Source organism: Microbacterium maritypicum (assembly GCF_041529975.1).
In the GTDB taxonomy this organism is placed as follows: Bacteria; Actinomycetota; Actinomycetes; order Actinomycetales; family Microbacteriaceae; genus Microbacterium.
In genome coordinates, this window is sequence record NZ_CP168030.1 from 192,512 (window position 1) to 215,267 (window position 22,756).

At 70.3% G+C, this 22,756-nt stretch carries 22 protein-coding genes; 14 read left to right on the top strand and 8 right to left on the bottom strand.

Annotation, left to right across the window (positions count from 1 at the left end; genetic code table 11):
- Positions 1-180: 180 nt before the first annotated feature.
- Positions 181-1,185 carry a magnesium and cobalt transport protein CorA gene (locus ACCO44_RS00925; RefSeq protein ID WP_091027726.1) on the bottom strand — a complete coding sequence of 335 codons (1,005 nt, stop codon included), beginning with the start codon at positions 1,183-1,185 and terminating at the stop codon, positions 181-183.
- A 480-nt stretch (positions 1,186-1,665) separates the two neighbouring features.
- On the opposite strand from ACCO44_RS00925, the gene ACCO44_RS00930 reads away from it, so the two are divergent.
- From ACCO44_RS00930 to ACCO44_RS00945, 4 genes are read left to right on the top strand one after another with little or no spacing between them, the layout of a single operon-like run.
- Complete coding sequence (locus tag ACCO44_RS00930) at positions 1,666-2,232, top strand: SipW-dependent-type signal peptide-containing protein (RefSeq protein ID WP_372467877.1); 567 nt, start codon at positions 1,666-1,668, stop codon at positions 2,230-2,232.
- Between the two features lie 19 nt (positions 2,233-2,251).
- Positions 2,252-2,875, top strand: a complete 624-nt coding sequence (locus ACCO44_RS00935) for a SipW-dependent-type signal peptide-containing protein (protein WP_372467878.1) — start codon at positions 2,252-2,254, stop codon at positions 2,873-2,875.
- Positions 2,872-4,110, top strand: coding sequence for a S26 family signal peptidase (locus ACCO44_RS00940; protein WP_372467879.1), 1,239 nt, complete (start codon positions 2,872-2,874; stop codon positions 4,108-4,110). Before ACCO44_RS00935 ends, ACCO44_RS00940 begins: the two co-directional genes overlap by 4 nt.
- Positions 4,107-6,149, top strand: coding sequence for a hypothetical protein (locus tag ACCO44_RS00945; RefSeq protein WP_372467880.1), 2,043 nt, complete (start codon positions 4,107-4,109; stop codon positions 6,147-6,149). The genes ACCO44_RS00940 and ACCO44_RS00945 overlap by 4 nt, the downstream gene beginning before the upstream one ends.
- 32 nt (positions 6,150-6,181) lie before the next feature.
- On the opposite strand, the gene ACCO44_RS00950 is transcribed toward ACCO44_RS00945, so the two are convergent.
- Positions 6,182-6,976, bottom strand: coding sequence for an SDR family NAD(P)-dependent oxidoreductase (locus ACCO44_RS00950; RefSeq protein WP_372467881.1), 795 nt, complete (start codon positions 6,974-6,976; stop codon positions 6,182-6,184).
- Positions 6,977-7,088: 112 nt separating this feature from the next.
- Here ACCO44_RS00950 and ACCO44_RS00955 point away from each other — a divergent pair, with 112 nt between their 5' ends.
- The 3 genes from ACCO44_RS00955 to ACCO44_RS00965 all read left to right on the top strand — a co-directional run bounded on the left by ACCO44_RS00955 (position 7,089) and on the right by ACCO44_RS00965 (position 9,230).
- Positions 7,089-7,658 carry an RNA polymerase sigma factor gene (locus tag ACCO44_RS00955; protein WP_029263170.1) on the top strand — a complete coding sequence of 190 codons (570 nt, stop codon included), beginning with the start codon at positions 7,089-7,091 and terminating at the stop codon, positions 7,656-7,658.
- The gene (locus tag ACCO44_RS00960) at positions 7,655-8,524 is read left to right on the top strand and encodes a hypothetical protein (protein ID WP_372467882.1); all 870 of its coding nucleotides are present in this window, start codon (positions 7,655-7,657) and stop codon (positions 8,522-8,524) included. The genes ACCO44_RS00955 and ACCO44_RS00960 overlap by 4 nt, the downstream gene beginning before the upstream one ends.
- A 391-nt stretch (positions 8,525-8,915) precedes the next feature.
- A complete protein-coding gene (locus ACCO44_RS00965; RefSeq protein ID WP_372467883.1) occupies positions 8,916-9,230 on the top strand; it encodes a hypothetical protein in 315 nt (104 codons plus the stop codon).
- A gap of 28 nt (positions 9,231-9,258) precedes the next feature.
- Here ACCO44_RS00965 and ACCO44_RS00970 read toward each other — a convergent pair whose 3' ends face one another.
- From ACCO44_RS00970 to ACCO44_RS00995, 6 genes are read right to left on the bottom strand one after another with little or no spacing between them, the layout of a single operon-like run.
- Positions 9,259-10,059, bottom strand: coding sequence for an amidohydrolase family protein (locus ACCO44_RS00970; RefSeq protein WP_372467884.1), 801 nt, complete (start codon positions 10,057-10,059; stop codon positions 9,259-9,261).
- Positions 10,056-10,805, bottom strand: a complete 750-nt coding sequence (locus ACCO44_RS00975; protein WP_372467885.1) for an amidohydrolase family protein — start codon at positions 10,803-10,805, stop codon at positions 10,056-10,058. The genes ACCO44_RS00970 and ACCO44_RS00975 overlap by 4 nt, the downstream gene beginning before the upstream one ends.
- The gene (locus ACCO44_RS00980; protein WP_372467886.1) at positions 10,802-12,019 is read right to left on the bottom strand and encodes an aminotransferase class III-fold pyridoxal phosphate-dependent enzyme; all 1,218 of its coding nucleotides are present in this window, start codon (positions 12,017-12,019) and stop codon (positions 10,802-10,804) included. Before ACCO44_RS00980 ends, ACCO44_RS00975 begins: the two co-directional genes overlap by 4 nt.
- Positions 12,020-12,057: 38 nt before the next feature.
- A complete protein-coding gene (locus tag ACCO44_RS00985) occupies positions 12,058-13,083 on the bottom strand; it encodes a Gfo/Idh/MocA family protein (protein ID WP_372467887.1) in 1,026 nt (341 codons plus the stop codon).
- Positions 13,080-14,093, bottom strand: coding sequence for a Gfo/Idh/MocA family protein (locus tag ACCO44_RS00990; RefSeq protein ID WP_372467888.1), 1,014 nt, complete (start codon positions 14,091-14,093; stop codon positions 13,080-13,082). The genes ACCO44_RS00985 and ACCO44_RS00990 overlap by 4 nt, the downstream gene beginning before the upstream one ends.
- Positions 14,090-15,289: an ROK family protein gene (locus tag ACCO44_RS00995; RefSeq protein WP_372467889.1), complete on the bottom strand. Its 1,200-nt coding sequence runs from the start codon at positions 15,287-15,289 to the stop codon at positions 14,090-14,092. The genes ACCO44_RS00990 and ACCO44_RS00995 overlap by 4 nt, the downstream gene beginning before the upstream one ends.
- Before the next feature lie 189 nt (positions 15,290-15,478).
- On the opposite strand from ACCO44_RS00995, the gene ACCO44_RS01000 reads away from it, so the two are divergent.
- From ACCO44_RS01000 to ACCO44_RS01030, 7 genes are all read left to right on the top strand, one after another.
- A complete protein-coding gene (locus tag ACCO44_RS01000; protein WP_091027550.1) occupies positions 15,479-16,720 on the top strand; it encodes an ABC transporter substrate-binding protein in 1,242 nt (413 codons plus the stop codon).
- Between the two features lie 75 nt (positions 16,721-16,795).
- On the top strand, positions 16,796-17,701 hold the full coding sequence (locus ACCO44_RS01005; protein ID WP_029263160.1) for a carbohydrate ABC transporter permease: 906 nt from the start codon (positions 16,796-16,798) through the stop codon (positions 17,699-17,701).
- A complete protein-coding gene (locus ACCO44_RS01010) occupies positions 17,698-18,615 on the top strand; it encodes a carbohydrate ABC transporter permease (protein ID WP_029263159.1) in 918 nt (305 codons plus the stop codon). Before ACCO44_RS01005 ends, ACCO44_RS01010 begins: the two co-directional genes overlap by 4 nt.
- 19 nt (positions 18,616-18,634) lie before the next feature.
- A complete protein-coding gene (locus ACCO44_RS01015; protein ID WP_372467890.1) occupies positions 18,635-19,669 on the top strand; it encodes an NAD-dependent epimerase/dehydratase family protein in 1,035 nt (344 codons plus the stop codon).
- Positions 19,669-20,730 (top strand): dihydrodipicolinate synthase family protein, encoded by a 1,062-nt coding sequence (locus ACCO44_RS01020; protein ID WP_372467891.1) that lies wholly within the window; start codon positions 19,669-19,671, stop codon positions 20,728-20,730. The genes ACCO44_RS01015 and ACCO44_RS01020 overlap by 1 nt, the downstream gene beginning before the upstream one ends.
- A gap of 8 nt (positions 20,731-20,738) precedes the next feature.
- Positions 20,739-21,764, top strand: a complete 1,026-nt coding sequence (locus tag ACCO44_RS01025; RefSeq protein WP_372467892.1) for a hydroxyacid dehydrogenase — start codon at positions 20,739-20,741, stop codon at positions 21,762-21,764.
- Positions 21,765-21,777: 13 nt separating this feature from the next.
- Positions 21,778-22,716, top strand: coding sequence for a GNAT family N-acetyltransferase (locus ACCO44_RS01030; RefSeq protein WP_372467893.1), 939 nt, complete (start codon positions 21,778-21,780; stop codon positions 22,714-22,716).
- Positions 22,717-22,756: the final 40 nt, after the last annotated feature.

Consider the following 22,756-nt stretch of genomic DNA (forward strand, 5'->3'; position numbering starts at 1 on the left):
AAGCTAGCCCGACGTGCGCTATTGAACCAGTGTGCTGAGAGCCGCAATATCAATACTCTGAGATGCGCCACACAGGTGAATGTGTTGCAGCTCGGATGCAGGCGGAGAACTCCGCGTCGGGCGGAAGAATGCACCTGGATCCTCCGCCCGACGGCGAGTTCTCCGCCCGTCGCGGTGGCGCTACAGCCACTTCTTGTAGCGGAAGACCCCGTAGAGCGCGACGGCGAACGCGGCCATCGCACCGATAGCCATCGGATACCCGAAGGCCCAGTGCAGCTCGGGCATCACGTCGAAGTTCATGCCGTACACCGTGCCGACCAGTGTGGGCGCGAAGATGATCGCCGCCCAGGAGGAGATCTTCTTGATCTCGTCGTTCTGTGCGAGCCCGGCCTCGGTCTGGCGGCGGGCGACGAGCGCGGAGTGCACGGTCAGCGCGTTCTCGAGGATCGCCCGGAACGAGTCGACCCGCTCGTTCACGCGGATCGTGTGGTCGAGCACATCGCGCAGCGACCGCTGCAGCTCTTCGTCGATGCGGTACTTCTCCGACCCGCGGCGCAGCCACTCCAGCATCCCGCTCAGGGGGTGCACGGCGCGCTGGAAGTTGATGACCTCGCGGGAGAGCTCGTAGATACGGCGGGAGAGCGCGCTGTCGTCGTCGCCGTCGCCGAAGAGCTGATCCTCGATCTCGTCGATGTCGTTCAGCAGGCCCGCCACGATCGGCTCGTACCCGTCGACGACCTCATCGAGGATCGCGTAGAGCACCGCCTCGGGGCCCATCGCGAGCAGCTCGGGGTTGGCCTCCATGCGCATCCGCACGGCGGCGAGGTTCGGCGACTCGGCATGGCGGATCGTCACCACGAAGTCGGGGCCGACGAACAGGTGCAGCTCGCCGAACTCGATCGACTCCTCCTTGTCGCGGTAGCGCGCCGGCCGCAGCACCGCGAACAGGGTGTCGCCGTAGCGCTCCACCTTCGAGCGCTGGTGCCCCGAGAGCGCATCCTCGACCGCGAGGGGGTGCAGGTCGAACTCCCGCGCGACGGACGCGACCTCTTCCGGGCTGGGTCGATACAGGCCGATCCAGGCGATGCCGCCGGCGGCATCCAGCATCCGGTAGGTCTCGTCCAGGTTCTTCGGGGTCTCCACGCGACGTCCGTGGACGTACACGCCGTTGTCGATGAGCGCCATGATGCGGCTCCGTTCTCGCAGGTGCACGGCAGCAGAAGCTCCGTGCGCGGATTCGTCAGGGGGCGGATGACGCCGCCGACGGCTGCGGGAAGGACGTGCGAGAGTGGACCCGAGGGTCAACGCGTGAACGCAGGGAGTCTCGACGCAGCGAGGGCGGCGTCGTAACTATCACCGGACATCGCCATCACCGCCTTTCGGGACTCATTCGGGTCGAGCGACCCAACGGGCCAGCATACCCCTGTCGCCTGGGAAGACGCGCCTGCCGCGAGTGCGGGGGGCGGAGCACCGGTCGGACGGATGCACGCGTGCAGGCCCGACGAGCGGCGTGTCTCCCGACATCCGTCCGTTCTCCCGACATCCGTACCGCGGAGCCCGGAGGAGGTGCACACCCGGGCGGGTGACACCGGCGAACATAGGCTTTTGCTGGATGAATCCTATGTATATGCTGCACGCGGGGGAGCAGGATGACCAGGAGGAATCATGGTACGAACTGTTCTGGAGGGGCCCGAGCGCGCTGCTCAGACCCGGAGAAAGATCTACGCCGTCCTCGCCGGTGGGCTCGTCGTCGGCGTGGGATCCGCGCTGACACTCGCCGCGTGGAACGACTCGGAGTTCGCGACGAGCGACTTCGCCGCAGGAACCTTCGAATTCCAGGGATCGACCGACGGTGCGGCCTGGGCCGACCACGCCGTGGAGGGCGACGCGGCGGTGCTGACGTTCAGCACCGGCTTCGACAACCTCGCGCCGGACGACGTCGTGTACGCGCCCTTCGCGCTGCAACTGACCGCGGCCAGCACGTCTCCCGCGGGACTCACCGCCGTCGCGCCCGTCGTGACGGGCGACCTCGCCGGTCAGCTGACGTTCGGCGCAGTGTCCACGACGACCTTCGGATGCGATGAGACCGCGTTCGCCGGGGGGACGGCCGTGCCCGCCACCATGGATCCGGGCGACATCGTCTACCTGTGCCTGCAGGTCACCGCCGGTGCGACGATCACGCAGGGCGACACCGGCACCGCGGTCTGGCAGTGGGACGCCGTCTCGCAGTAGTCACCTCGGCACAGCCATCGTGGTCCGACAGGCGCGGGTTCGCGGCCTGAAGACGCTCACGCGTGTTCAGGCGCTGCTCGCGTGCGCGCTCCTGCTCGGCGTGGGCGCAGCGGGGAGCCTCGCCTCCTGGTCGGACAGCGAGCTGGCGGGCTCGCCGTTCACGGCGGGCAGTTTCGCCCTCGCATCGCGGACGGATGCCGGTGCCTTCGCCGCGCACCCCGAGGATGCTGCCGCGGCGCTCAGCTGGACGCTGTCGCCGCTCTTCCCGGGGGAGAGTGCGGCCGCATGGGTGCAGGTCCAGGCGACCGGATCGGTGGACGGAGAGGTGCTTCTCAGCGGGGTGTCGCTCGCGACCGAGCCCGCCGCGGGCAGCCCGGAGGAGGCGCTCCGGGATGCGCTCGTGGTCAGGGCATCGGTGACCTCGTCGACCGATCCCGCTCCGCCCGAGTGCACCGTGAGCACACCGGGGGTCGAGGTGACGGGGCTCACCCAGATCCCGGTGCTCCCCGCGCAGCAGGTCGAACCGGCCGGCGGCTCCACCGTGACGTACTGCATCGTCCTGACGCTCCCGCCCGATGCGCCGGCGGCCGCCCAGGGCGCACAGCTCACGCCGACCTGGGTCCTCACGGGGAGCACGGGATGACGGCCTTCTCGCGCGGTGCTGCACGGGCGGGCCGCCTCGTCCGGGACATCCTGCTGGCCGCGGCGGCCGTCGGCGGAGCGGCCTGCCTCGTGTTCGCCCTGCTCGCCTTCACGGGCGGGTACTCGCTGATGATGTTCAAGACCGGCTCGATGTCGCCCACGATCCCGGCGGGTTCGGTCGCACTGGTCCAGCAGATCCCCGCGTCCGAGATCGTCGTCGGCGACGTCGTCACGGTCGACCGGGCAGGGACGCTGCCGATCACGCACCGGGTCACGAGCGTCGGCGAGGGGAGCGACGCAGCGGAACGCGTGATCACGATGCGCGGAGATGCCAACGCCGTAGACGATCCGATGCCGTACACGCTCACCGAGGCACGGATCGTGCGCGGGTCGGTGCCGTATCTCGCACCGGTGATCGCACAGTTCGGCAACCCCTGGGTGCTCGGATCGCTCACCCTCGCCACCGCGTTCCTCGTCGGCTGGGCCTTCTGGCCGAGGCGGCCGCGGACTGACGACGCAGAAGCCCCGCCCCCGGATCCTGCCGACCCACTGGACCCGCCCGGCGACGGCGAGAGCGCGGGCCGCGCGGCGACGGGAGCGCGCGTGCTGACGGCGCTCTTCGTGCTCGCGGTCTGCGCGTCGAGCACGGCTCTCGCTCCGGCGCCGGCATCCGCGGCGACCGGTTCGGACTACCTCACCGTGCGCTCCGACCTCGCCGGTGCCGGTGTGCAGGCGCTCGACCCGCTGGTCCCGCTGCGCTGGCACCTCGATGTGGATGCGTCGAGGGCACCCGCCGACGGCGACCTGGCCATCGCCATCTCGTCGGCGGGCGACTCGGAGTTCGGACTGCGGGCCGAGGTCCGCGCCTGCGCGCAGCCCTGGGGCCCCGACGGTACGTGCCCCGCGGGAGAGCGGATGCTGCGGCCGGAGGGGCCGCTGCCGGTGGACGGCGTCTGGCAGGAGCTGCTCTCCGCCGTGACGCCCGCCGTCGTCTATGTGCAGGTCGCTCTCACGGCGCAGCCGCAGTCTCCCGAAGCCGGCGCGGCGGGCGCCTCGGTCACGGTGCGGGCCACCGCGGCGGGCGACACCGTCGACACGGGGATCGACGGCGAATCGGAGCTGCCTCCGACCGGTGGCTCCGGCCTGGCGCTGCTCGCCGCGCCCGCTGCGGTGCTGGTCGGCATCGGCATCGCGCTCCTCGCCCGCCGGCGCCCGGACCCGAGGGGGCGGCGATGAAGGCGCTCCGCAGGTTCCTCGTCCTGGTCACGGCCGCCTGCCTCGTCGCGATGACCTTCACCGCATCGCCGGCCGCGGTGCGTGGTGACGCGCTGCTCGGGATCACGGAGGCGGCGTGGGTCGACGCGCAGTACGCGCGCGGACCCGTCGAGGCCGGCACCCTTGACGTTCCTGTCATCACCGCCTGCACGACGGAGAACGAGGGAACGAACGGCGCGATGAGCGGCGTCACGCTGACGTGGACGTCGGTGCTCGACGACCCGGCGCGGATGCTGCTCGCCTTCTCGGTGACGGCGGGAACCGTCTTCGAAGCGCCGACCGATCGCATCGTGGTGACCGGGCCGGCCGCCGGCCTCTACACGTTCACGTTCACCGCGACGGCGTCGGAACTCGACGCCGCGCTGGGGCCACTCGCGGGCGCGAGCGTGGGGGCGGCGGTGTCCACGCGTGCCGGGACGGAATGGCGATCGGATGTCGCGACGCGAACCGTCTCGGTCGGGACACTCAGCGGAGGGCTCGGCTCGGCGACCTGCGACCTGGGTCACACCGTCACGCTGACCGGGTTGACCGCGGCAACGCTGCCGATCTCCCGCGTGATCCCCGTCGGCACCTCCGCCACGTCGTCGCTGCCGCCGGCGCTGCAGGACCGCCGACGCACGCCGGTGTACACGGTCACCGTCCGCGACATCGCCTCGAATGCGGTCGTCCCGAACGCCGAGGTGACGATCGTGCTCCCGGATGGCCTGGCGTTCGAATCGGGCACGTTCGCCGACCTCGGGGAAGGCACATTCACCACCAGCGCGACCGGAACCGTCGACTTCCGCGTCGTCGCCAACCGCTCCGAGCCCGCGCAGGGAGCGGTGCGGGTCGAGTCCCCTCGCGCTTTCACGATCCTCTCCGGCCAACCCGTCACTTCGGTGCCGCTCGTGGCGTGGGGATACTCGGTGGAGGGCCAGACGGGCTCGGACAACCTCACTGTGGCACGCACCAGCGCCGTGCCCCTCTGGGACAACCTCGCCATCACCGGCGCGACCGCGGTCGGGTCCAGCTATGCCACGATGCTGTACGCCGATCAGGACGGCAACATGTGGGGGCGAGGGTACAACGCCTCCGGAATCATCGGAGACGGCACAGTCACGACCCGCACGAGTGTCGTCGCCGGGCTCACCGCGCCCGGCGTCCAGCTGGCGAACATCACCCACATCGGCACGGGCACGGAACAGCTCTCCTCCGTCGCGGTGGACTCTTCGGGCGGGGTGTGGGCGACCGGCGACAACGAGCTGAGCGGCTTCGGAGCGGCCTACGCGAACACCCGGTACTGGCAGCGGGTGAGCAACAACTACACGATGCCCGCCGGCGCTCTCACCGCCGAGGTCAATCCCTGGGGCGCCGTGATGATGGTGCTGAACAACGGGCAGGCGATGGTCGCGGGAGCCGACAGCTACGGGTACTCCGCGCAGGGGAGTGCGGTCAGTGCCGCCGCCGGATCAGCGGGACTCCTCATGGTCACCGCGCCCGGCACGCCCATCACGGGTGTCGTCTCGGGAGGGATCGGCTGGCAGTCGTCCGCCGTCGTCACCGGCGACGGGCGGCTGTTCACGGCGGGCGCGTCGGCCTACGGCGGCAGCGGCAACTTCTATCTCACCGAGAAGGCGCTCCCCGCGGGGAAGACCGCCGCGAAGGTGGTCGTCCGCCAGTACCGGATGCTGGTGATCATGACCGACGGATCGGTCTACGCCCTCGGCGCCAACACGAGCAGCGCCCAGGGCATCGGAAGCACGGCCACGCCGGGTGCCACCCTGACGCCGGTCGTGATGCCGGTGGGCGCCGTCGTGACCGACGTGACGATGGGGAACGACACGACGCTGTTCCTCCTCGAGTCGGGTGCGGTCTACTTCGCCGGTCTCAACGACACCGGTGGTGCGGGCGCCGGTGCGACCGGAGGGGCGATCAGCACTCCCGTACGGGTGCCGCTCGCGCACACCGCAACCAAGATCATCGCGTCCTGGTACGACAGTTTCATCGCGGTGCTCGGATGAGCCCTGCGCGTTCGGGCGGAGGCGGCGTCGCGTCAGGGGACGATCGAGTCGATGTAGCCGCCGTCGACCCGGACGGCGGCGCCGGTCGTCGCGGAGGCGAGCGGTGAGGCCAGGTAGACGACCATGTTCGCGATCTCCTCGGGTTCGATGAGCCGCTGCAGCAGCGACTGCGGGCGGTGGAGCCGCATGAACTCGCGCTGCGCCTCGTCCCACGGGAGCTTCGGGTCGACGAGCTCGTACACGAAGTCCTCGACGCCGCCGGTGTGGGTCGGACCCGCGAGTACCGAGTTGACGGTCACCCCGGTGCCCGCCGCCTCCTTCGCGAATCCGCGGGACACCGCGAGAAGGGCCGTCTTCGACATGCCGTAGTGGATCATCTCGGCGGGGATCACCACGGCCGAGTCGCTGGCGATGTCGAGCACCCGACCCCAGCCGCGCGCGGTCATGCCCGGGAGCGTCGCGCGGATGAGGCGGACCGCAGCCAGCACGTTCACGTCGAAGTAGCGGCGCCACACGTCGTCGGTGATCTCGAGTGCGGGCGTCGCGCCGAAGATCCCCAGGTTGTTGACGAGGATGTCGACGTCGCCGGTCGCGGCCAGCACCGCATCCGCTCCGCCCTGATCGGTGACGTCACCTGCCGCGGCGACGAGATCGCGGTCCGGGTTCTGGGCCTGCATCTCGGAGATGACGGAGGCGACCGTGTCGGGCCTGCGTCCGTTGATCGCCACGCGGGCGCCCGCGTCGGCCAGTGCTGCGGCGATCGCCCGCCCGATGCCCTGCGTGGAGCCGGTGACGAGCGCGGTCCTGCCCGTGAGATCGATGCGCATGGTGGTTCCCTCCGTGACGGATGCTGCCTGCTGATGCAACGGTAGTCGCGACGATTCCATGCCCGTGGGGTCGAATGTGTGACGTTCCGAGGGTCTGCGGACACTATGGAGTATGGGATCAGTGGATGATCGGAGCGCCTGGCATCGAGTGCTCTCGGGCGACAGCGATGCGTTCGGGGTCGTGTGGGATCGGCATCGCGACCGCGTCTTCCGTCGACTGCTCAGCGCGGGGAACACCTCCGCCGACGCCGAGGATCTGACCGCGGCTGTGTTCCTGGAGCTCTGGCGCAAGCGGGCCACGGTCCGGTTCGTCGACGGATCGTTGTTGCCCTGGCTCCTGGTGACCGCGCAGAACGTGCACCTGAACGCCAGCCGCGCCCGGCGCCGCCACCGCAAGTTCCTCGAGCGCATTCCTCGCCCCGAAGCCGCACCCGACCCCGCGGACCTGGTAGCCGAGCGGGACTCCGCCCGTAGCCGGCGCGTGCGGGAGGTGCTCGGCCGAGCCCGCGAGCAGGACCGCCATCTGGCCGTTCTGACAGCGCTCGAAGGGTTCACCGTCCGCGAGGCCGCCGAGGCCATCGGCATCAGTGAACCGGCGGCGAAGATGCGGTTGTCCCGGCTCCGGGCCCGTCTCTCGGCCTCCACGCCCGATCTGACATCGACGGAAGGAAGCGCATCATGACTCCCTCGTTCTCCCCCGAGCGTTCCGAGGCTATTCGTGCGGAGTTGATCACGACGGTGGCGCGCACGCGACCGGGCAGGAGCCGGGGTCTCTGGGCTGCCGTCCTCGTGCTCGCCGGCACTCTCGCGGGTGCCGGCATCTCTACAGCTGCCTTCGCGGCCACCGGGTCGTTCTCCCCGACGCCGACCCCCGTAGATCAGCCTGCTGTCGACTCTGGAGAGGGCATCATCGCCCCGCCAGGGACCGAGCCGGGGAGCCCGGTGATCTCGCTGCTCGGCACCCCGCAGAGTCTTGTCGTGGAAGACGACGTCGATGTCGCCCTCGACCGACCGCCCCGTGAGGCCACGCACGTGCGGGTGACGGTCACTATGACATCTCCGGGCACCGTGACGTGGGGCCCGGATCCTGAGGGGAACAACCCTTCGTCGCACGCCTCGACCGCGGACATCGGGGTCACGACCGCCGTTGCGTGGTACGACTTCCCCCTCGACGGCACCGCGATGCGGCTGTACTTCCAGGCGGCGGCCGGTGCGTCGGCGACCGCCGTTCTGCAATACCTGAACCAGGTGCCGACACGTCTGGGGGTGAACGAACACGGAGACACCTTCGGCGTCGAGGGCGGGCCGGACGGAACGCCTGATCTCGTGCGGGTCACCGGCGTCGCGGACGACGGACGCGAGGTCGAGGGGTATGCCTGGGCCTCGAAGCTCTCTGCCTTCTCGCCGGAACACGATGCTCAGCCGTCCACCCCGAAAGAGGCCGTCGAGTGGCAGGAGGAGCGCGACGAGAAGTACCCATCCGGTTGGGACATCCGCGTCTTCGAGAGTGATGGGCGAACGGGCATCGGCACCTTCCACGTCGGTTAGCGGGCGGAGGGCTGAGCAAGCGCTCCCACTTCGGCCGAGCGAAACCTGGACAAAGGTAAAACGTTAGCTGGTCGAATGTCATATAGGGTGGAGTCATCGTCGTTCGAGCACGGCCCTGGGGAAAGGCCGGATCGAACGAGACGCGGATCTCGATCCACTCGAGACTCCGCGACGGACCGCGGCGAAAGCCGCTTGTTCTCGGTGCGCCTCCCCCTCCCGCACCGGGCTGCGCCCCCCGACGTGGGCCTGTGAGGGTTCACGCCGGGGGGACGTGCGAACGCGGGGGCACCGCCCCCGCGTTCGCCTCGTCTCGTCTCGTTGAGCCTCGACGGACCAACGTGTAACATTTCACAGGGCGGGGATGGGTGCGGCAATGGATTGCGGGGGCTTCATGGACGACGATGCGGATCGGACAGAGCGACTGCGGGCCCGCCTGCGATGGCTCGCCGGATGCTCCGCGGTCGCGATCATGCTGATCGTCGGATGGTTCGCCTACGGCGCCATCGTTCGGTCGCCCGTGATGATGACGGCCGCAGCCGGAGGATTCGCGGCCGTCGTGACCGGATGGAGCAGCCTGCACGCGTCCCTCACGACACAGCTCGACCTGATCGCCGCACAGGCTGACCTCGTCATCGACGCACCCGGCCTGTTCTCCGGGCCGCGCACCGACAGACGTACCGACATCCGGAACTTCCCCATCGGCTGACCGTCGCGCATCGGGTGTGCGCGCGGCGTCAGGTGAGCATGACGGCGGCGTTGCCGGACGCGATCGCCCGCATCGCCGGTCCAGGAAGCGCGGAGGCTGCGAGCTGCAGCGCCGTGGCCTCCGGGACCTGCACGGGGAAGCCGCTGCCGAAAACCCAGCGCTCCGGATCGGCGCCGAGACCATCGGCGACACCGGTGGGGCCGTTCACATGCCAGAGGTCGAGCCGCAGCCACTCGGGCGCGGCGTCGCCGAGATGCCGCTTCAGCTCGATCCCATCCGCGCGGTTGAGGCCGCTCAGCAGCAGCGGAGCAGCCGGACTCTCGCGCACGAGGTCGGCGATCCGGTGCGCCTCGAGGTCGACGGCGGGGGAGAACGGATGCCGCACCCTGGCGTCGTCGAGCCGGGCGATCAGCTGCACGGGGAGCCCGCGGTCGGCGCACGCGTCGAGGACCGGGCGCACGGCGGAGACCTCGTACCGATGGAAGCCCGGGGCGACACGCACTCCACGCGCGCCGGCGGACACGGCATCGTCGAGCTCTTCGCGCCAGGTCGGGTCGCGCGGATCGATCGTCGCGAACACGCGGAAGAGCGGGTCATCGGCACACGCGGCGAGCGCGGCCTCGTTGCCGGTTCGGGTGTCGAACCCGAACAGGGATGCCAGGTGCGAGACCCAGACGGAGCGCAGGCCGAGGCGTTCGGCGTGGGCGTGCAGGGTGTCGGCATCCGCGGCGGCGGAGAGCCGGTGGGGCCATTGTCCGAGGAAGCACGTGGTGTCGGTCGCACCGAGGTCGGCGAACGCGCGGAGCGTCCGTCGCGCCTGGGCGGTCATGCCGCCACCTCCGCAAGCCAGCGGGCGACCGTGCCGCCGAACACCCGCTCCTCGGCATCGGGGTCGAGCCCTGCACCGAGCACCTTGCCGACGTTGGCCGCGAGGTCGATGTGGGGCAGGTCGGATCCGAACACCACCCGGTCGGGGCCGAGGCGCTCCACGGCGAGTGCCACTTCTCCGGCGCCGATGATGGTGCCCGAGGTGTCGACGGCGATGTTCGGCACGGAGCCGACCGTGTTCACGGCCGACTCAGGCTGGCCGCCGAGGTGCGCCATCAGGAAGCGCACGTCGGGATGACGGCGGGCTGCGGCGGCGATGTGGTCGGCCGTCGACTCGTAGGGGAACTGCCCGACGGTCTTGCGCCACGCATGCGCGAGCACGATCAGCCGGTGCTCGGCGGCGTACTCGAGGATCGGATCGCTCAGTGGATCGTCGGCCAGAGTCGCGATCCAGAGCTTGATGCCGATCATCCCGCGGTCCTCGACGTTGCGGCGCAGATCGTCGAGACTGTCGCGGCCGAAGCGCGGATTGACGTAGCAGTAGCCGCGCAGGCGGTCGGGGTATCGGCGCAGCTCGCCGGCCAGCACGTCGTTCATCTCCCGCACTTCATCGAGGCTCGGGTGGGCCTGGAAGCTTCCGAGGTTGCTGCACAGGAACAGCTCGATGCCCAGGCGGTCACCGGCCTCGAAGACCGCGGGGTCGAAGCGCCCTTCGTCGAGGTGCGTGTGCGCGTCGATGCCGGTCATGCCGTCGCCTCACGCACGGCGAACGCCGCGCGGCGCAGAGTCTCGTCGATGTCGGCTTCGGTGTGCGCGGCGTTGACGTAGACGACCCGATAGAAGGAGAGTCCGTGGCGGAACGCCGCCCGTAGGAAGGCCTGGACCTCGGCGTCGGCGCCGACGAACTGCGGGCACGCCGGGTGCCCCACGAGCCGGATGCCGGAGCCGGCCTCGGCGAACACCGCGTTCAGGCCGTTCTGCAGTCGGGTGCCGGAAGCGAGCAGTCGCGCGATCACGTCGCGGTCGCGCATGGCGGTCATCGTCGCGGTGGCGGCTGCGAGCGACAGCGTCTCACCGCCGTAGGTCGACGTGACGACCACCTCGCCGCGGTCGAGCACGCCGAGCACCTCCCGGCGCCCGCAGTAGACCGCGAGGGGCATGCCGTTCGCGATCCCCTTGCCGAAGACCGACAGGTCGGGGAGCACGCCGGTCGCCTCGGCCATCCCGCCGATCGCCACTCGGAAGCCGGTGACCATCTCGTCGTAGGCCAGCAGGGCGCCGTGCCGGTCGGCGAGGTCGCGCAGGTAACGGTAGAAGCCGGCCGCCTCGGGAATGGCCGGGTAGTCGGCGGCGATGAGGATGAGCGCGATCTCCGAACCCCGGGTGAGGAACAGGCGGTCGAGGGTGGCACGGTCTTCCCACTCGACCGCGTGGTGCAGGGCCGCGAGGGCTGCCGGAACGCCGGGCACGGCATCCGTCGTCGCCCCGGGCAGCACCCGCGCGCCCGCCGCGAGCGAGTTGAGCCAGCCGTTGTAACCGATCTGCACGACCCGGTCGCGACCGGTGTGCGCGCGGGCGATGCGGATCACGGCTGCCAGCGCCTCGCCGCCGGTCTTCAGGAAGCGCGCAGCCTCGGCACCGGGCACGAGGGAGCAGAACAGCTCGGCCGTCGTCGTCTCGAGCGGATGCGGGTGGCCGAACAGGATGCCGTCGTCGAGCTGGGCGCGGATCGCGGCGTCGACGGTCGGATCCGCATAGCCCAGAGTCACGGGTCCGAGCGCGCAGCGGTAGTCGAGGAACTCACGGCCCCGGTCATCCCACACCCGGCATCCGTGCCCGCGAACGATGACCTCGGGCTCCTCCGGCAGCAGCGTCGGCGCCTTGGAGTTGGTGCTCGACCCGACCGGCATCACGGCCAGCGCGCGCTGTCGCCATCCGGTGGTGCTGTGCGCGGTGTGCATGCTGGCCTCTCTGCCGTGCGGATCCTGCGGTGCGGTGTCTAGCCGAGGGTGATGACCTCGCCGGCGCGGGCCGCGGAGAGCTGGGCGGCCTTGGCGATCTCGACCGTGCGGATGCCGACGCCGGCATCGGGCTGCGGCTGCCGGCCCTCGCGCACGGCGCGGACGAACTCCTCGAGCAGCAGAGCGTCGAGGTCCGCCCCGACGGGACTCCACGTCTCGCCGAGCGCATCATGCCCGGCCACACCCTTCGCGAAGGGGCTGACCGTGACGGTGCCGCGCTCGGCCACGACCTGCAGCGTGAGGCCGCCCCAGGTCGCCGAGCTCATCGGCCAGCTCCACGAGCAGTCGATCGTGGCGATCACCCCGCTCGGGTACTGGATGGTGACGAGTCCGCCGGTCTCGACCGCGAGCTCGCGCTGCGCGTGCAGGATGCTGTTCGACATCGCGCGGACCGACTGCGCCCGCTCGCCCAGGAGCTCGTCGAGCAGGTCGGCGCAGTGCACGACGTGGTCGACGAGAGCGCCGCCGCCCGCCAGCTCGGGATCGGTGAACCAGGCGCGATCCTCCGGGAGCTTGCCGTTGTTGATGCCGGTGACCCCGAGGACCTTGCCGAGACGGCCGCTCTGCAGCTCGGCGATCGCGTCGCGCACGCTCGGCGCGAAACGCACCGGGTAGGCGACCATCAGGATCACTCCGGCCTGCTCGCACGCCTCGCGCATCGCGATCGCGTCGTCGACGGTCGTGGCCAGCGGCTTCTCGCACAGCACGTGCACCCCGGCGGCGGCCGCGCGCTCGACGAGGGCACGGTGCCGGGAGTTCTCGGCGGCGATCACGACGGCATCCGGGTTCCAGGCGAACGCCTCGTCGTAGGTGTCGACGTACGCGACACCCAGCTCCGCAGCCAGTGCGGCGCCGCGGGGGGCGTCGTCCGGAGCCGTGGCGCCGTCGGGGTCGGCGGCGATCAGCTCGACGCCCGGCATGTCCTTCAGCGCGTGCACGTAGCTCAGGGCGTGCGTGTGCGCGAACGACAGCACGGCGATCCGCAGCGGGGTGGGGGCGGTCATCGGACGGCCTCCTCGGCCTCGGTGCGGTCGGGGGTGGGGAGCGCGACGGGGGCGCCGGCGGCGATCGAGGCATAGGCGGCCTCGGCGACCGCGACGGCTTCGATGCCATCCGCCGGGGTCACCCTGGCGTCGCGGCCTTCGCGCAGCGCGGCCACGAAGTCGACGATCTCGGCGTAGTAGGGGCTCTCTTCGGGCGACATCGGCGGCAGGTAGTCGGTGGCTCCGGCGTCGAGCACGGCATCCGTGCGCAGCGACGCGTCTTCGGCGCTGTCGTATCGCAGCCGGCCCTCGGAGCCCGCGACCTCGACGCTCGTGCGGAACGGCATTCCCGAAGCGACCCAGCTGGCGTGCAGGTGGCTGATCACGCCGCTGCGGTGCGTCAGCACGACGTGCGCGGTGACGGGTGCCGGAACCCGGTCGTCGACGGTCGGCGGGTTCTGCACCGCGAAGACCATGGCGACGGGGCCGGCGAACCAGACCGCCTGATCGATGTCGTGGATCATCAGGTCGCGGATGACCCCGCCACCGGTGCTCTCCGAGAAGAACCAGGGCGTCTGCGGGGCGGAGCCGGCGCGGCTGAACCGCTGCACCGCGAGGGTGCCGATGCGCCCGGCGTCGATGCCGGCCTTGATCTGCGCGTACTCGCCCATGTACCGGACGACGTGGGCGGGGAAGAGTCGCACACCGGCATCCTCGGCTGCTCGGGCCACCGTCGCCGCGGCCTCGGCGGTCGCCGCCAGCGGCTTCTCGCAGATGACGTCGCGCCCGCGCTCGATGGCCCGCAGGGCGAAGTCGGCGTGGGTGCTGCTGGGGGTCACGATGTCGACGATGTCGACCAGCCCGATGAGCGTGTCGACGTCGGAGACGAGCTCGAAGCCGTACTCCTCGGCGATCTCCTCGGCACCGGCCAGAGAGGTGACGTACCCCTCGGCGCCCAGCGCCCGCCAGGCGTCGGCGTGCACGCGCGAGATGCCGCCGGCTCCGATGAGTCCGACCTTCAACGTGCTCACTGCTTCTCCTCGGTGCTCTCGGCGGTCGTGTTCTCGGTGGTGGTGTCGTCCGCCCCAGCCGACTCGACCGGCAGCGGGGTGATGGGCGGGGCCGGCATGTCGTCGATGCCGTAGATCTCGGCGGCGTGCCGCTGGAACGCGTGCACGACCGCGCCGTGCGCCGCGGCCTCCGCGCCCAGGCGGGCCTCGGCGAGCGGCACCTGGAACGGCAGCCCGAGGTGTCCGGGGAGCGCTGCCCGCAGCGGGTCGAGCAGCTGCTCGTGTGCGGCGGAGAGTCCGCCGCCGATCACGATCATCGCGGGGTCGACCGTCATCGTCAGGGTCGCGATCCCGTGGGCGAGTTCGTCGATGAAGCCGTCGAGCTCCTGCTGCGCTGCGGCGTCTCCGCCACGTGCCTTCGCGAAGACCTCGGCGGCGGTCGGGGCGGTGCGCCACGAGATCTGTCCGGTCTCGGTGTTCAGCCCGCGGAAGGCGAGGCGGCCGATGTCGCCGGCGGCGTTGTGGATGCCGCGCCGCGGGCGACCGCCGAGGATGAGGCCCATCGCGATGCGGTTGCCGACCGAGAGGTAGATGACGTCGTCGACGAGCTGTGCGACACCCAGGTGGTGTTCCGCCACGGCGGCGAGGCGCACGCCGTTGTCGACCGCGACGGGGCAGCCGAACGCCTGCCGCAGCTGCGATCCGATGTCGATGCCCGACCACTCGGGGATGACGACCGAGGTGGTCACGCGCCCGGCGTCATCGACGATGCCGGGGAGGGAGACGCCGACCGCGCGCAGCTTCGACGCGGGGATCCCGGCGTCGGACAGGGTGCGGCGCACGTCGTCGATGACGGCGGCGAGTTTGGAGGCGCCGTCGGGCTGCTCGGCGACGCCGGGGTAGCTGCGCTGCACGATCACGGCTCCAGCCAGGTCGGCCAGCACGACGCGCACGCTGGCGACGCCGATGTCGACGCCGACCACGGTGCCGGCGGCCGCGTGGAACGAGTAGCGGCGGGCGGGTCGACCGGCTCCGCCGCCGTTCTGCGCGGGGGCGTCGACGATCAGTCCGGAGTCGCCCAGGGCGGTCACCGCGTTCTCGACCGAGGTGCGCGAGATCTCGAGCGAACGGGAGAGGTCGTTGACGGTCGCGGGGCCCGCGTCGCGCAGCTGCAGAGCCGATCGCGCGACGATCGAGCGTGGACTGTTCACGGCCATGTGCTGCCCCCTCTTCTTCTCCATCGTCGGGTGCGATCAAATTAGCACACCGAATTCTCAGATCAAGCTTTGTTGTTCTCGAACGGGAAACACGCCTGAAACAACCGTCTGGGAACTTGTACTTGACGAATTATCCCATCCCAGTGTCATAATGAACCGTACTCAGCACGGTTCAAGCAAAGGAGCACCATGCGCGTCAGCAAGTTCATCGGCGTCGCCGCGGGAGTCGCGGCCGCCACCCTGTTGGCCGGATGTTCGGCCGGCGGAGGCAACACCGCAGAGGGTGAGCAGGACATCACGGTCTGGCTCTACCCGGTCATCGCCGACGAGGCGGTGCACAAGGACTTCTGGGACTCGACGATCGCCGACTTCGAGAAGAAGAACGAGAACATCAACGTCAAGTACGAGATCTTCCCGTGGGCCAACCGCGACGAGGCCCTCCAGACGGCGATCGCGGCCGGCAAGGGTCCGGATGTCGTCTACCTCATCCCCGACCAGCTCGCGGCGTACCAGAAGTCGATCGCGCCGCTCAACGACCTGCTGAGCGAGGAGCGTCAGGGCGACCTGCTGCCGAACGTGAAGAAGTCGGTCACGCTCGACGGCGACATCCTCGGGGCTCCGCTGCTCACCAGCGCGCAGCCTCTCCTCTGCAACGCGGCCGCGTTCGAGGCCGCCGGCGTCACCGAGTACCCCGAGACGTGGGACGACATCGCCGAGATGGCGCCGAAGTTCACGGAGAAGGGGATGTACGCCCTCAACTACCCGGCATCCGCCGAGAACACCCTGAACCTCACCTACTACCCGCTGCTGTGGCAGGCCGGTGGCGAGGTCTACACGAAGGACGGCGACATCGGCTTCGACAGCAAGGAAGGCGAGAAGGCGCTCACCTTCCTCACCGACCTGGCCGATGCCGGAGCACTCGACCCCGAGGCCCTCACCACCAACGTCCCGCTCGAGCAGACGGCCGTCGCTCAGGGCAAGGTCGCCTGCACGTGGAACAACGCGGTCCCCGAGGTCCTGCCCTTCTGGGGCGAGGAGAACGTCAAGGTCCTCGCTCCGCTGACCGAGAAGGAGACCGTCGCCTACGGCACGGTCGGATCGCTCTCGGTGCTCAAGGGCTCCAAGGCGCAGGATGCCGCGGCGAAGTTCGCGGAGTACGCGACCGGCGCCGACGTCATCGAGCCGTACCTGAAGGCCGCCGGCTTCTTCTCGGCGCTCAGCACCACCGAGCCGCTGTACGCGGATGACCCGCTGCTCGGCGAGGTCGAGAAGTACGTGCCCGACACCACGGTCGGCGAGCTCAACGCCTCGTCGCGTGCGCTGATGGGTGTGCTCGCTCCCGAGATCCAGGCGGCATTGCTCGGGGACAAGTCCCCGGAGGATGCTCTGAAGGATGCCGCGACCGCTGCGGCACCGCTCATCAAGAAGTAAGCAGCACCGGGGGCGTGCGGAGCCCGAACTCCGCACGCCCCCGTTCCCTTCACTCCCCCACGTGAGGAATCACTGATGACGACGGCAACCACGGCCAAGAGGCCCGCAGGGCGGGTCGCACGGGTGCTCGCACGGCGAGAGGCACGCATCGCGTTCCTGTTCGTGCTGCCCGCGTTCCTCCTCTTCATCGCCTTCCGCTTCGGCCCCAGCATCGTCGGCGTCGCCCTGAGCTTCTTCGACTACGACATCACCGGCGAGATCTCGTGGCGCGGGCTCGACCACTTCCAGCGCATGATCGCCGACCCGCTGTTCTGGCGGGCGATGGGCACCACGCTGATCTACACCGTGTTCGCGGTGCCGATCGCCCTCGTGCTCTCCACCGTGATGGCGCTCGGCGTGCGCCGCGCCTTCCGGGGCGCACGCTTCTTCCGCTCGATCTTCTTCCTCCCCGTCATCACCTCGCTGGTGCTGGCCGGCTCGATCTTCGTCTGGATCTTCTCCGCCAACGGTCCCTGGTCGGCACTGATGACCCCGCTGGGTCTCGGCGGATCCTGGCTGGGCAGCACCGTGCTCGTCATCCCGGCCATCGTCGTCGTCGGCGTCTGGTCGCGATTCGGCTACGGGATGATGATCCTCATCGCCGCGCTGCAGGACGTGCCGCGCGAGCTCGAGGAGGCCGCGCTGGTCGACGGGGCCAACGCCTGGCAGCGGTTCCGGTACATCATCATGCCGGTGCTGCGCCCGACCTTCTTCTTCCTCGCGGTGATCGAGACGACCGCCGCGTTCCAGGTCTTCGACGTCATCTACGTGATGACCCAGGGTGGTCCGGCGAACGCCAGCTACTCACTCGTCTACATGCTCTACGACCAGGGCTTCCGCTACTTCGACTACGGCTACGCGGCCGCCATCGGTGTGGCCCTGTTCATCATGACCCTCGTCGTCGCGCTCATCCAGCGCCTGGTGATCGGAAAGCAGAAATGACCGCTCTGTTGCAGCCTCCGACACAGCCGCCGACGCAGTCGCCGGTGATGCCGCCGAAGATGTCGACCAAGCAGCGCCGCGCCTACCGCGCGCTCCAGCCCACCGGCTGGGGGATCGTCGGGCGATGGATCTGGCTGAGCCTGGCCGGCATCCTCAGCTTCTTCCCCTTCTACGCGATGGTCGTGCTGAGCCTGAAGCCGGGCATGGTCGTCGAGCTCCCCGGCTCGCTGCTGCCCTTCCAGGACATCTCGTTCGAGGCCTACGAGCAGGTGCTCGCCGGGCAGAACATCCTCGGCTGGCTCGGCAACACGCTCATCTACTCGCTCGTCTCGGTCGTCGCCGTCCTGTTCCTCTCGGCGCTCGCCGGCTACGCCTTCGCCAAGAAGCGCTTCCGCGGCAAGGAGGTGATGTTCTGGTCGTTCCTCGCGATGGTGATGGTCCCGTTCCACGTCACCCTCATCCCGACGTTCATCCTCATGGCGAACCTCGGCGGCGTCGACACGTACTGGGGCCTGATCCTGCCCTCGCTCGCGAACGCCCAGGCCGTGTTCCTGATGCGGCAGTTCATCTCGGGCCTCCCGGACGAGCTGTTCGAAGCCGCCCGCATCGACGGTGCGGGTGAGTTCCGCATCTTCCTGCGGATCGTGCTGCCGCTGTGCAAGCCGATCCTGGCGACCCTCGGCATCTTCGTCTTCCTGTGGCACTGGAACGACTTCCTGTGGCCGCTCATCATCGCGAAGTCCAACGCGATGTTCACACTCACCGTCGGCATCTCGTCGCTGCAGCAGCAGAACGTCCCGCTGAGCACCATGCTCGCCGGTTCGGTCGTGGCACTGCTGCCCATCTTCCTCGCGTACCTCATCGCTCAGCGGTACGTGCAGGAGGGCGTGGCCGGTACGGGCATCAAGGGCTGAGAAGAAGGGAAAGCACCACATGACTCAGCACAGTTTCACTTCAGAGGCCGATCTCGAGGAGGCGCTCGCCACACCGAGCGCCGGCTTGATCGACGACCTCGCGCGCGGGGCGGGCGACCTCGTGATCCTCGGCGCGGGCGGCAAGATGGGCCCGACCCTGGCGATGCTCGCGCGCCGTGGAATGGATGCCGCCGGGCGCCAGGACGACGCGGTGTATGCCGTCTCGCGCTTCGGCGATGCCGCGATCCGCGAGCGCCTCGAGGCCGCGGGCGTGAAGGTCGTCCCGTTCGATCTGATCGAGAACGACGACTTCTCCGCGCTGCCGGATGCTCCGAACGTGGTGTTCATGGTCGGCGCGAAGTTCGGCGCTGCGACCAACGCCTCCTGGGCGTGGGAGGTCAACGCGGCCCTGCCCGACCGTGTCGCCCGCCGCTACCGCGACAGCGCCATCTCGGTACTCTCCACCGGCAACATCTACCCGTTCCTGCCCGCCTCCTCGGGCGGAGCATCCGAAGAGGTGCAGCCCGCACCCATCGGCGAGTACGCGCAGTCGTGCCTCGGCCGCGAGCGCGTGTTCGAGTTCGGGGCGCAGGAGCGCGGCACCAAGGTCGCGATCATCCGCCTCAACTACGCGGTCGACCTGCGCTACGGCGTGCTCGCCGACATCGGCAGCGCCGTGCACGCGGGACAGCCCGTCTCGGTCGCCACCGCCAACGTCAACGTGATCTGGCAGGGCTACGCGAACGAGGTCGTGCTCCGCAGCCTCGTGCACGCCTCGACCGCCCCGTTCACCATCAACCTCACCGGTCCCGAGCTGCTGAGCGTCGAGTCGATCGCCCGGCGCTTCGGCACCCTCTTCGACCGTGAGGTCGAGATCGTCGACGAACCGCAGCCCACCGCGCTGCTCAGCGACGCCCGCCGGTGCATGGCCCTGTTCGGCTACCCGGCCGTCTCCGCCGAGACCCTGATCGGCCTGCAGGCCGACTGGATCGAGAAGAGCCTCCCGATGATCGCCAAGCCGACCAAGTGGGCAGTCCGCGACGGGAAGTTCTGATGACCGTTCCCACCCTGCGACCGGAAGCCGCGGCCACCCTCTCCCGCGGTGCCGTGATCCCGGCGCATCCGCTCGCGCTCACCGCCGAGCGGCGCATCGACGAGCGTCGCCAGCGCGCGCTCACCCGCTACTACCTCGACGCGGGTGCCGGCGGCGTGGCGGTCGGGGTGCACACGACCCAGTTCGAGATCCGCGATCCGGAACACGCCCTGTTCGAACCCGTGCTCGCGCTCGCCGCGGAGGAGCTGGATGCGCGGGCGAGTGCCGACGTGGTGCGCATCGCCGGCGTCGCTGGTGGCACCGCCCAGGCGGTCGCCGAGGCCGAGCTCGCCCGCGGGCTGGGCTACGACGCCGTGCTGGTGAGCCCTCGCGTGGCCGGCGCCGACGAGCGAGCCCTGCTCGAACGCGCCCGCGCCGTGGGCGAGGTGCTGCCGGTGGTCGGCTTCTACCTGCAGACCGCGATCGGCGGCCCCGTGCTCGACCGGGAGTTCTGGCGCGAGTTCGCCTCGATCCCGGCCGTCGTCGCCGTCAAGGCTGCGCCCTTCGACCGGTACCGCACGCTGGAGCTGGTGCGCGGGGTGGCTGCCTCGGGCCGCGCCGACGAGATCGCGCTCTACACCGGCAACGACGACGCGATCGTCGCCGACCTGCTCTCCGAGTTCCACGTGGAGTCGCCGTCGGGCCCGCGCACGCTGCGCTTCGTCGGCGGACTGCTCGGACAGTGGGCGGTCGGCACGCGTGCCGCGGTCGCGCTCCTCGAACGTGCACAGCGCGCGATGGCCGGAGACGCGGGGGCGTATCGCGACCTGGGGCTCGTCGCCTCCGACATGGTCGACGTCAACCAGGCCGTGTTCGACCCGGGCAACGACTTCCACGGGGTGATCGCGGGCGTGCACGAGATGCTCCGCCAGCAGGGGCTGCTCGAGGGCACCTGGTGCCTCGACCCCGCAGAGGGGCTGTCGCCCGGCCAGGCGGAGGAGATCGAGCGGGTGCGCCACGCGTACCCCGACCTGAACGACGACGCCTTCATCGCCGAGAACCTCGAGGCCTGGTTGCGATGAACGTTGCGATGAGCGCGGCGGCGAGCGGGGGAACGGTGGCGCCGACCGTGGTCGCGGTCGTCTCCGAGGAGCTCTTCGCGGAGTTCTTCTCGGGTGAGGATGCGGAGCGGCTGCAGGCGGTCGCCGCCGGTCTGGGCGGGTCGTTCGTCCGGGTGGATCGGCTGTCCGATGCGGAGCTCGCCGAGGCGCGCATCGTGATCACGAGCTGGGGCGTCGGCCCCTTCGACGCGGCCGTGCTCGCCTCGCTGCCGAAGCTCGAGCTCATCGCGCACACCGGCGCCACGATCAAGCCCTTCGCGACGGATGCGCTGTTCGATCGCGGTGTCGTCGTGACCCAGGCGGGTGCGGGCATGGCGCGGCCCGTCGCCGAGGTGTCGTTGACGTTCACGCTCGCGCTGCTGCACCGGGTGCCCGAGATGCACAACGCCCTGCGCGCCGACGACGGCTGGTACGACGCGGATGCCGTGGGCGTGCAGCGCGAGATCCTCGGCACGCCCATCGCCGTGATCGGTGCCTCCCGCACCGGACGGGCGTATCTCGAACTGATCCGTGCGCTCGGGGCCGAGCCGCTGCTGGTCGACCCGACTCTCGATGCGGCCGCCGCGGCGGGGCTCGGGGCCGAGCTGGTCACCCTCGACGAGGCGCTGCGGCGTGCGCAGATCGTCGCCGTACACGCGCCGACCCTGCCCGAGACGCATCACCTGATCGGCCGCCGGGAACTCGCGCTGCTGCGCGACGGCGCGGGGCTCGTGAACACGGCACGGTCGTGGCTGGTCGACGAGGCCGCGCTGATCCAAGAGCTGGAGCGCGGCCGTCTCAGTGCGGCGATCGACGTCTTCGACGAGGAGCCGTTCGCCGCGGACAGTCCGTTCCGATCGCTGCCCGGCGTGCTGGTCACCCCGCACCGGGCGGCCGGCACGAGCCAGGGACGTCTGCGTCAGGGGCGGATCGTCGTCGACGAGGTCGAGGCCTTCGCCGAGGGGCGCACCCTCACGCACACCATCTCCCGCGACCAGCTGTCTTCGATGGCATGACCGGGGCGGCGGGATGCGCGGCCGCCGCGCGGGCATCGTGAGCGCGGCGACAGTCCGTGCCGCCCGCGCCACGGACCAGCAGGCGCTCGGGGCGCTATGGGCGACGGCGTTCACGCCCCCGCTCGCTCCCGACCAGTGGCTCGTCGACGACGAACGGCTCGCGCACACGCGGGTGGCCGAAGATGACGATGGCCTCTGCGGGTCGATCTACGGACTACCCAAGCGGCTCCGGGAATCCGACGGCGGGATCGCCGCGGTGCACGCCATCGGCAGCGTCGCGGTCGCCGAGCGGGCGAGGGGGCAGGGGCTCGCACGCCGGCTGGTCGCCGCGACCCTGCAGGCGGCGGGCGACGCCGATTGGGCACTGCTGTTCACCGGTACACCCGAGGTGTACCGCTCCAGCGGGTTCGAGACGTTCTCGATGGCGCGGACCGTGGCCGGGCCCTGGCGCGCTGCGACGCCCGCCGGAGACGAGGGTCGCGTCGTGCGCGAATCCCTCGGGCTCGGGAGCCTCCGCCCGGTGCGCGAGGTCTACGAACGTTCACGGTCCGATCTGGTCCTGGCGCCGGTGCGCGGCGATCGGGACTGGGCGATGGCGGAGGTGCGGCTGCGAGGCGCCATTCTGTACCGCCGGATCGAAGGATCGACCGTGGTCGGCTACGCGGTCGCCGAGCCTCGCGGCGGGGTCGGCGTGCTCCTCGAGAGCGCCGTGCTTCCGGGTGCCGACGGTGCGCGGGATGACCTGCTCGCCGCCATCGCGGTGGACTGGGCATCCGCCGGGGTGACGTCGTGCGAGCTCGCCGTGCCCGCCCTGCCGGAGGAAGACCGCGCGCTGCGTGCGTTCGCGCCCGAGGCCGTGCGGCAGGACGACCGCACCGGGATGATCCGCCCGCTGCGGCGCGCGGCGCGACTGCACGGCATCCGCCACTTCACGGCGGGCGACTACTTCTGAGCACCGGCTCGGAGAACGGCACTGGGGACTGGGGATCGAT

Excerpts from the sequence above, each read along its gene's own strand:
- ACCO44_RS00940 (WP_372467879.1), top strand. The coding sequence starts at position 2,872 with ATGACGGCCTTCTCGCGCGGTGCTGCACGGGCGGGCCGCCTCGTCCGG.
- ACCO44_RS00985 (WP_372467887.1), bottom strand. The coding sequence starts at position 13,083 with ATGACCGCCCCCACCCCGCTGCGGATCGCCGTGCTGTCGTTCGCGCAC.
- ACCO44_RS01000 (WP_091027550.1), top strand. The coding sequence starts at position 15,479 with ATGCGCGTCAGCAAGTTCATCGGCGTCGCCGCGGGAGTCGCGGCCGCC.
- ACCO44_RS01030 (WP_372467893.1), top strand. The coding sequence starts at position 21,778 with ATGCGCGGCCGCCGCGCGGGCATCGTGAGCGCGGCGACAGTCCGTGCC.
- ACCO44_RS00945 (WP_372467880.1), top strand. The coding sequence starts at position 4,107 with ATGAAGGCGCTCCGCAGGTTCCTCGTCCTGGTCACGGCCGCCTGCCTC.
- ACCO44_RS00975 (WP_372467885.1), bottom strand. The coding sequence starts at position 10,805 with ATGACCGGCATCGACGCGCACACGCACCTCGACGAAGGGCGCTTCGAC.
- ACCO44_RS00995 (WP_372467889.1), bottom strand. The coding sequence starts at position 15,289 with ATGGCCGTGAACAGTCCACGCTCGATCGTCGCGCGATCGGCTCTGCAG.
- ACCO44_RS00965 (WP_372467883.1), top strand. The coding sequence starts at position 8,916 with ATGGACGACGATGCGGATCGGACAGAGCGACTGCGGGCCCGCCTGCGA.
- ACCO44_RS01020 (WP_372467891.1), top strand. The coding sequence starts at position 19,669 with ATGACCGTTCCCACCCTGCGACCGGAAGCCGCGGCCACCCTCTCCCGC.
- ACCO44_RS01010 (WP_029263159.1), top strand. The coding sequence starts at position 17,698 with ATGACCGCTCTGTTGCAGCCTCCGACACAGCCGCCGACGCAGTCGCCG.
- ACCO44_RS00950 (WP_372467881.1), bottom strand. The coding sequence starts at position 6,976 with ATGCGCATCGATCTCACGGGCAGGACCGCGCTCGTCACCGGCTCCACG.
- ACCO44_RS00925 (WP_091027726.1), bottom strand. The coding sequence starts at position 1,185 with ATGGCGCTCATCGACAACGGCGTGTACGTCCACGGACGTCGCGTGGAG.
- ACCO44_RS00960 (WP_372467882.1), top strand. The coding sequence starts at position 7,655 with ATGACTCCCTCGTTCTCCCCCGAGCGTTCCGAGGCTATTCGTGCGGAG.
- ACCO44_RS01025 (WP_372467892.1), top strand. The coding sequence starts at position 20,739 with ATGAGCGCGGCGGCGAGCGGGGGAACGGTGGCGCCGACCGTGGTCGCG.
- ACCO44_RS01005 (WP_029263160.1), top strand. The coding sequence starts at position 16,796 with ATGACGACGGCAACCACGGCCAAGAGGCCCGCAGGGCGGGTCGCACGG.
- ACCO44_RS00930 (WP_372467877.1), top strand. The coding sequence starts at position 1,666 with ATGGTACGAACTGTTCTGGAGGGGCCCGAGCGCGCTGCTCAGACCCGG.
- ACCO44_RS00980 (WP_372467886.1), bottom strand. The coding sequence starts at position 12,019 with ATGCACACCGCGCACAGCACCACCGGATGGCGACAGCGCGCGCTGGCC.
- ACCO44_RS00955 (WP_029263170.1), top strand. The coding sequence starts at position 7,089 with ATGGGATCAGTGGATGATCGGAGCGCCTGGCATCGAGTGCTCTCGGGC.
- ACCO44_RS00970 (WP_372467884.1), bottom strand. The coding sequence starts at position 10,059 with ATGACCGCCCAGGCGCGACGGACGCTCCGCGCGTTCGCCGACCTCGGT.
- ACCO44_RS01015 (WP_372467890.1), top strand. The coding sequence starts at position 18,635 with ATGACTCAGCACAGTTTCACTTCAGAGGCCGATCTCGAGGAGGCGCTC.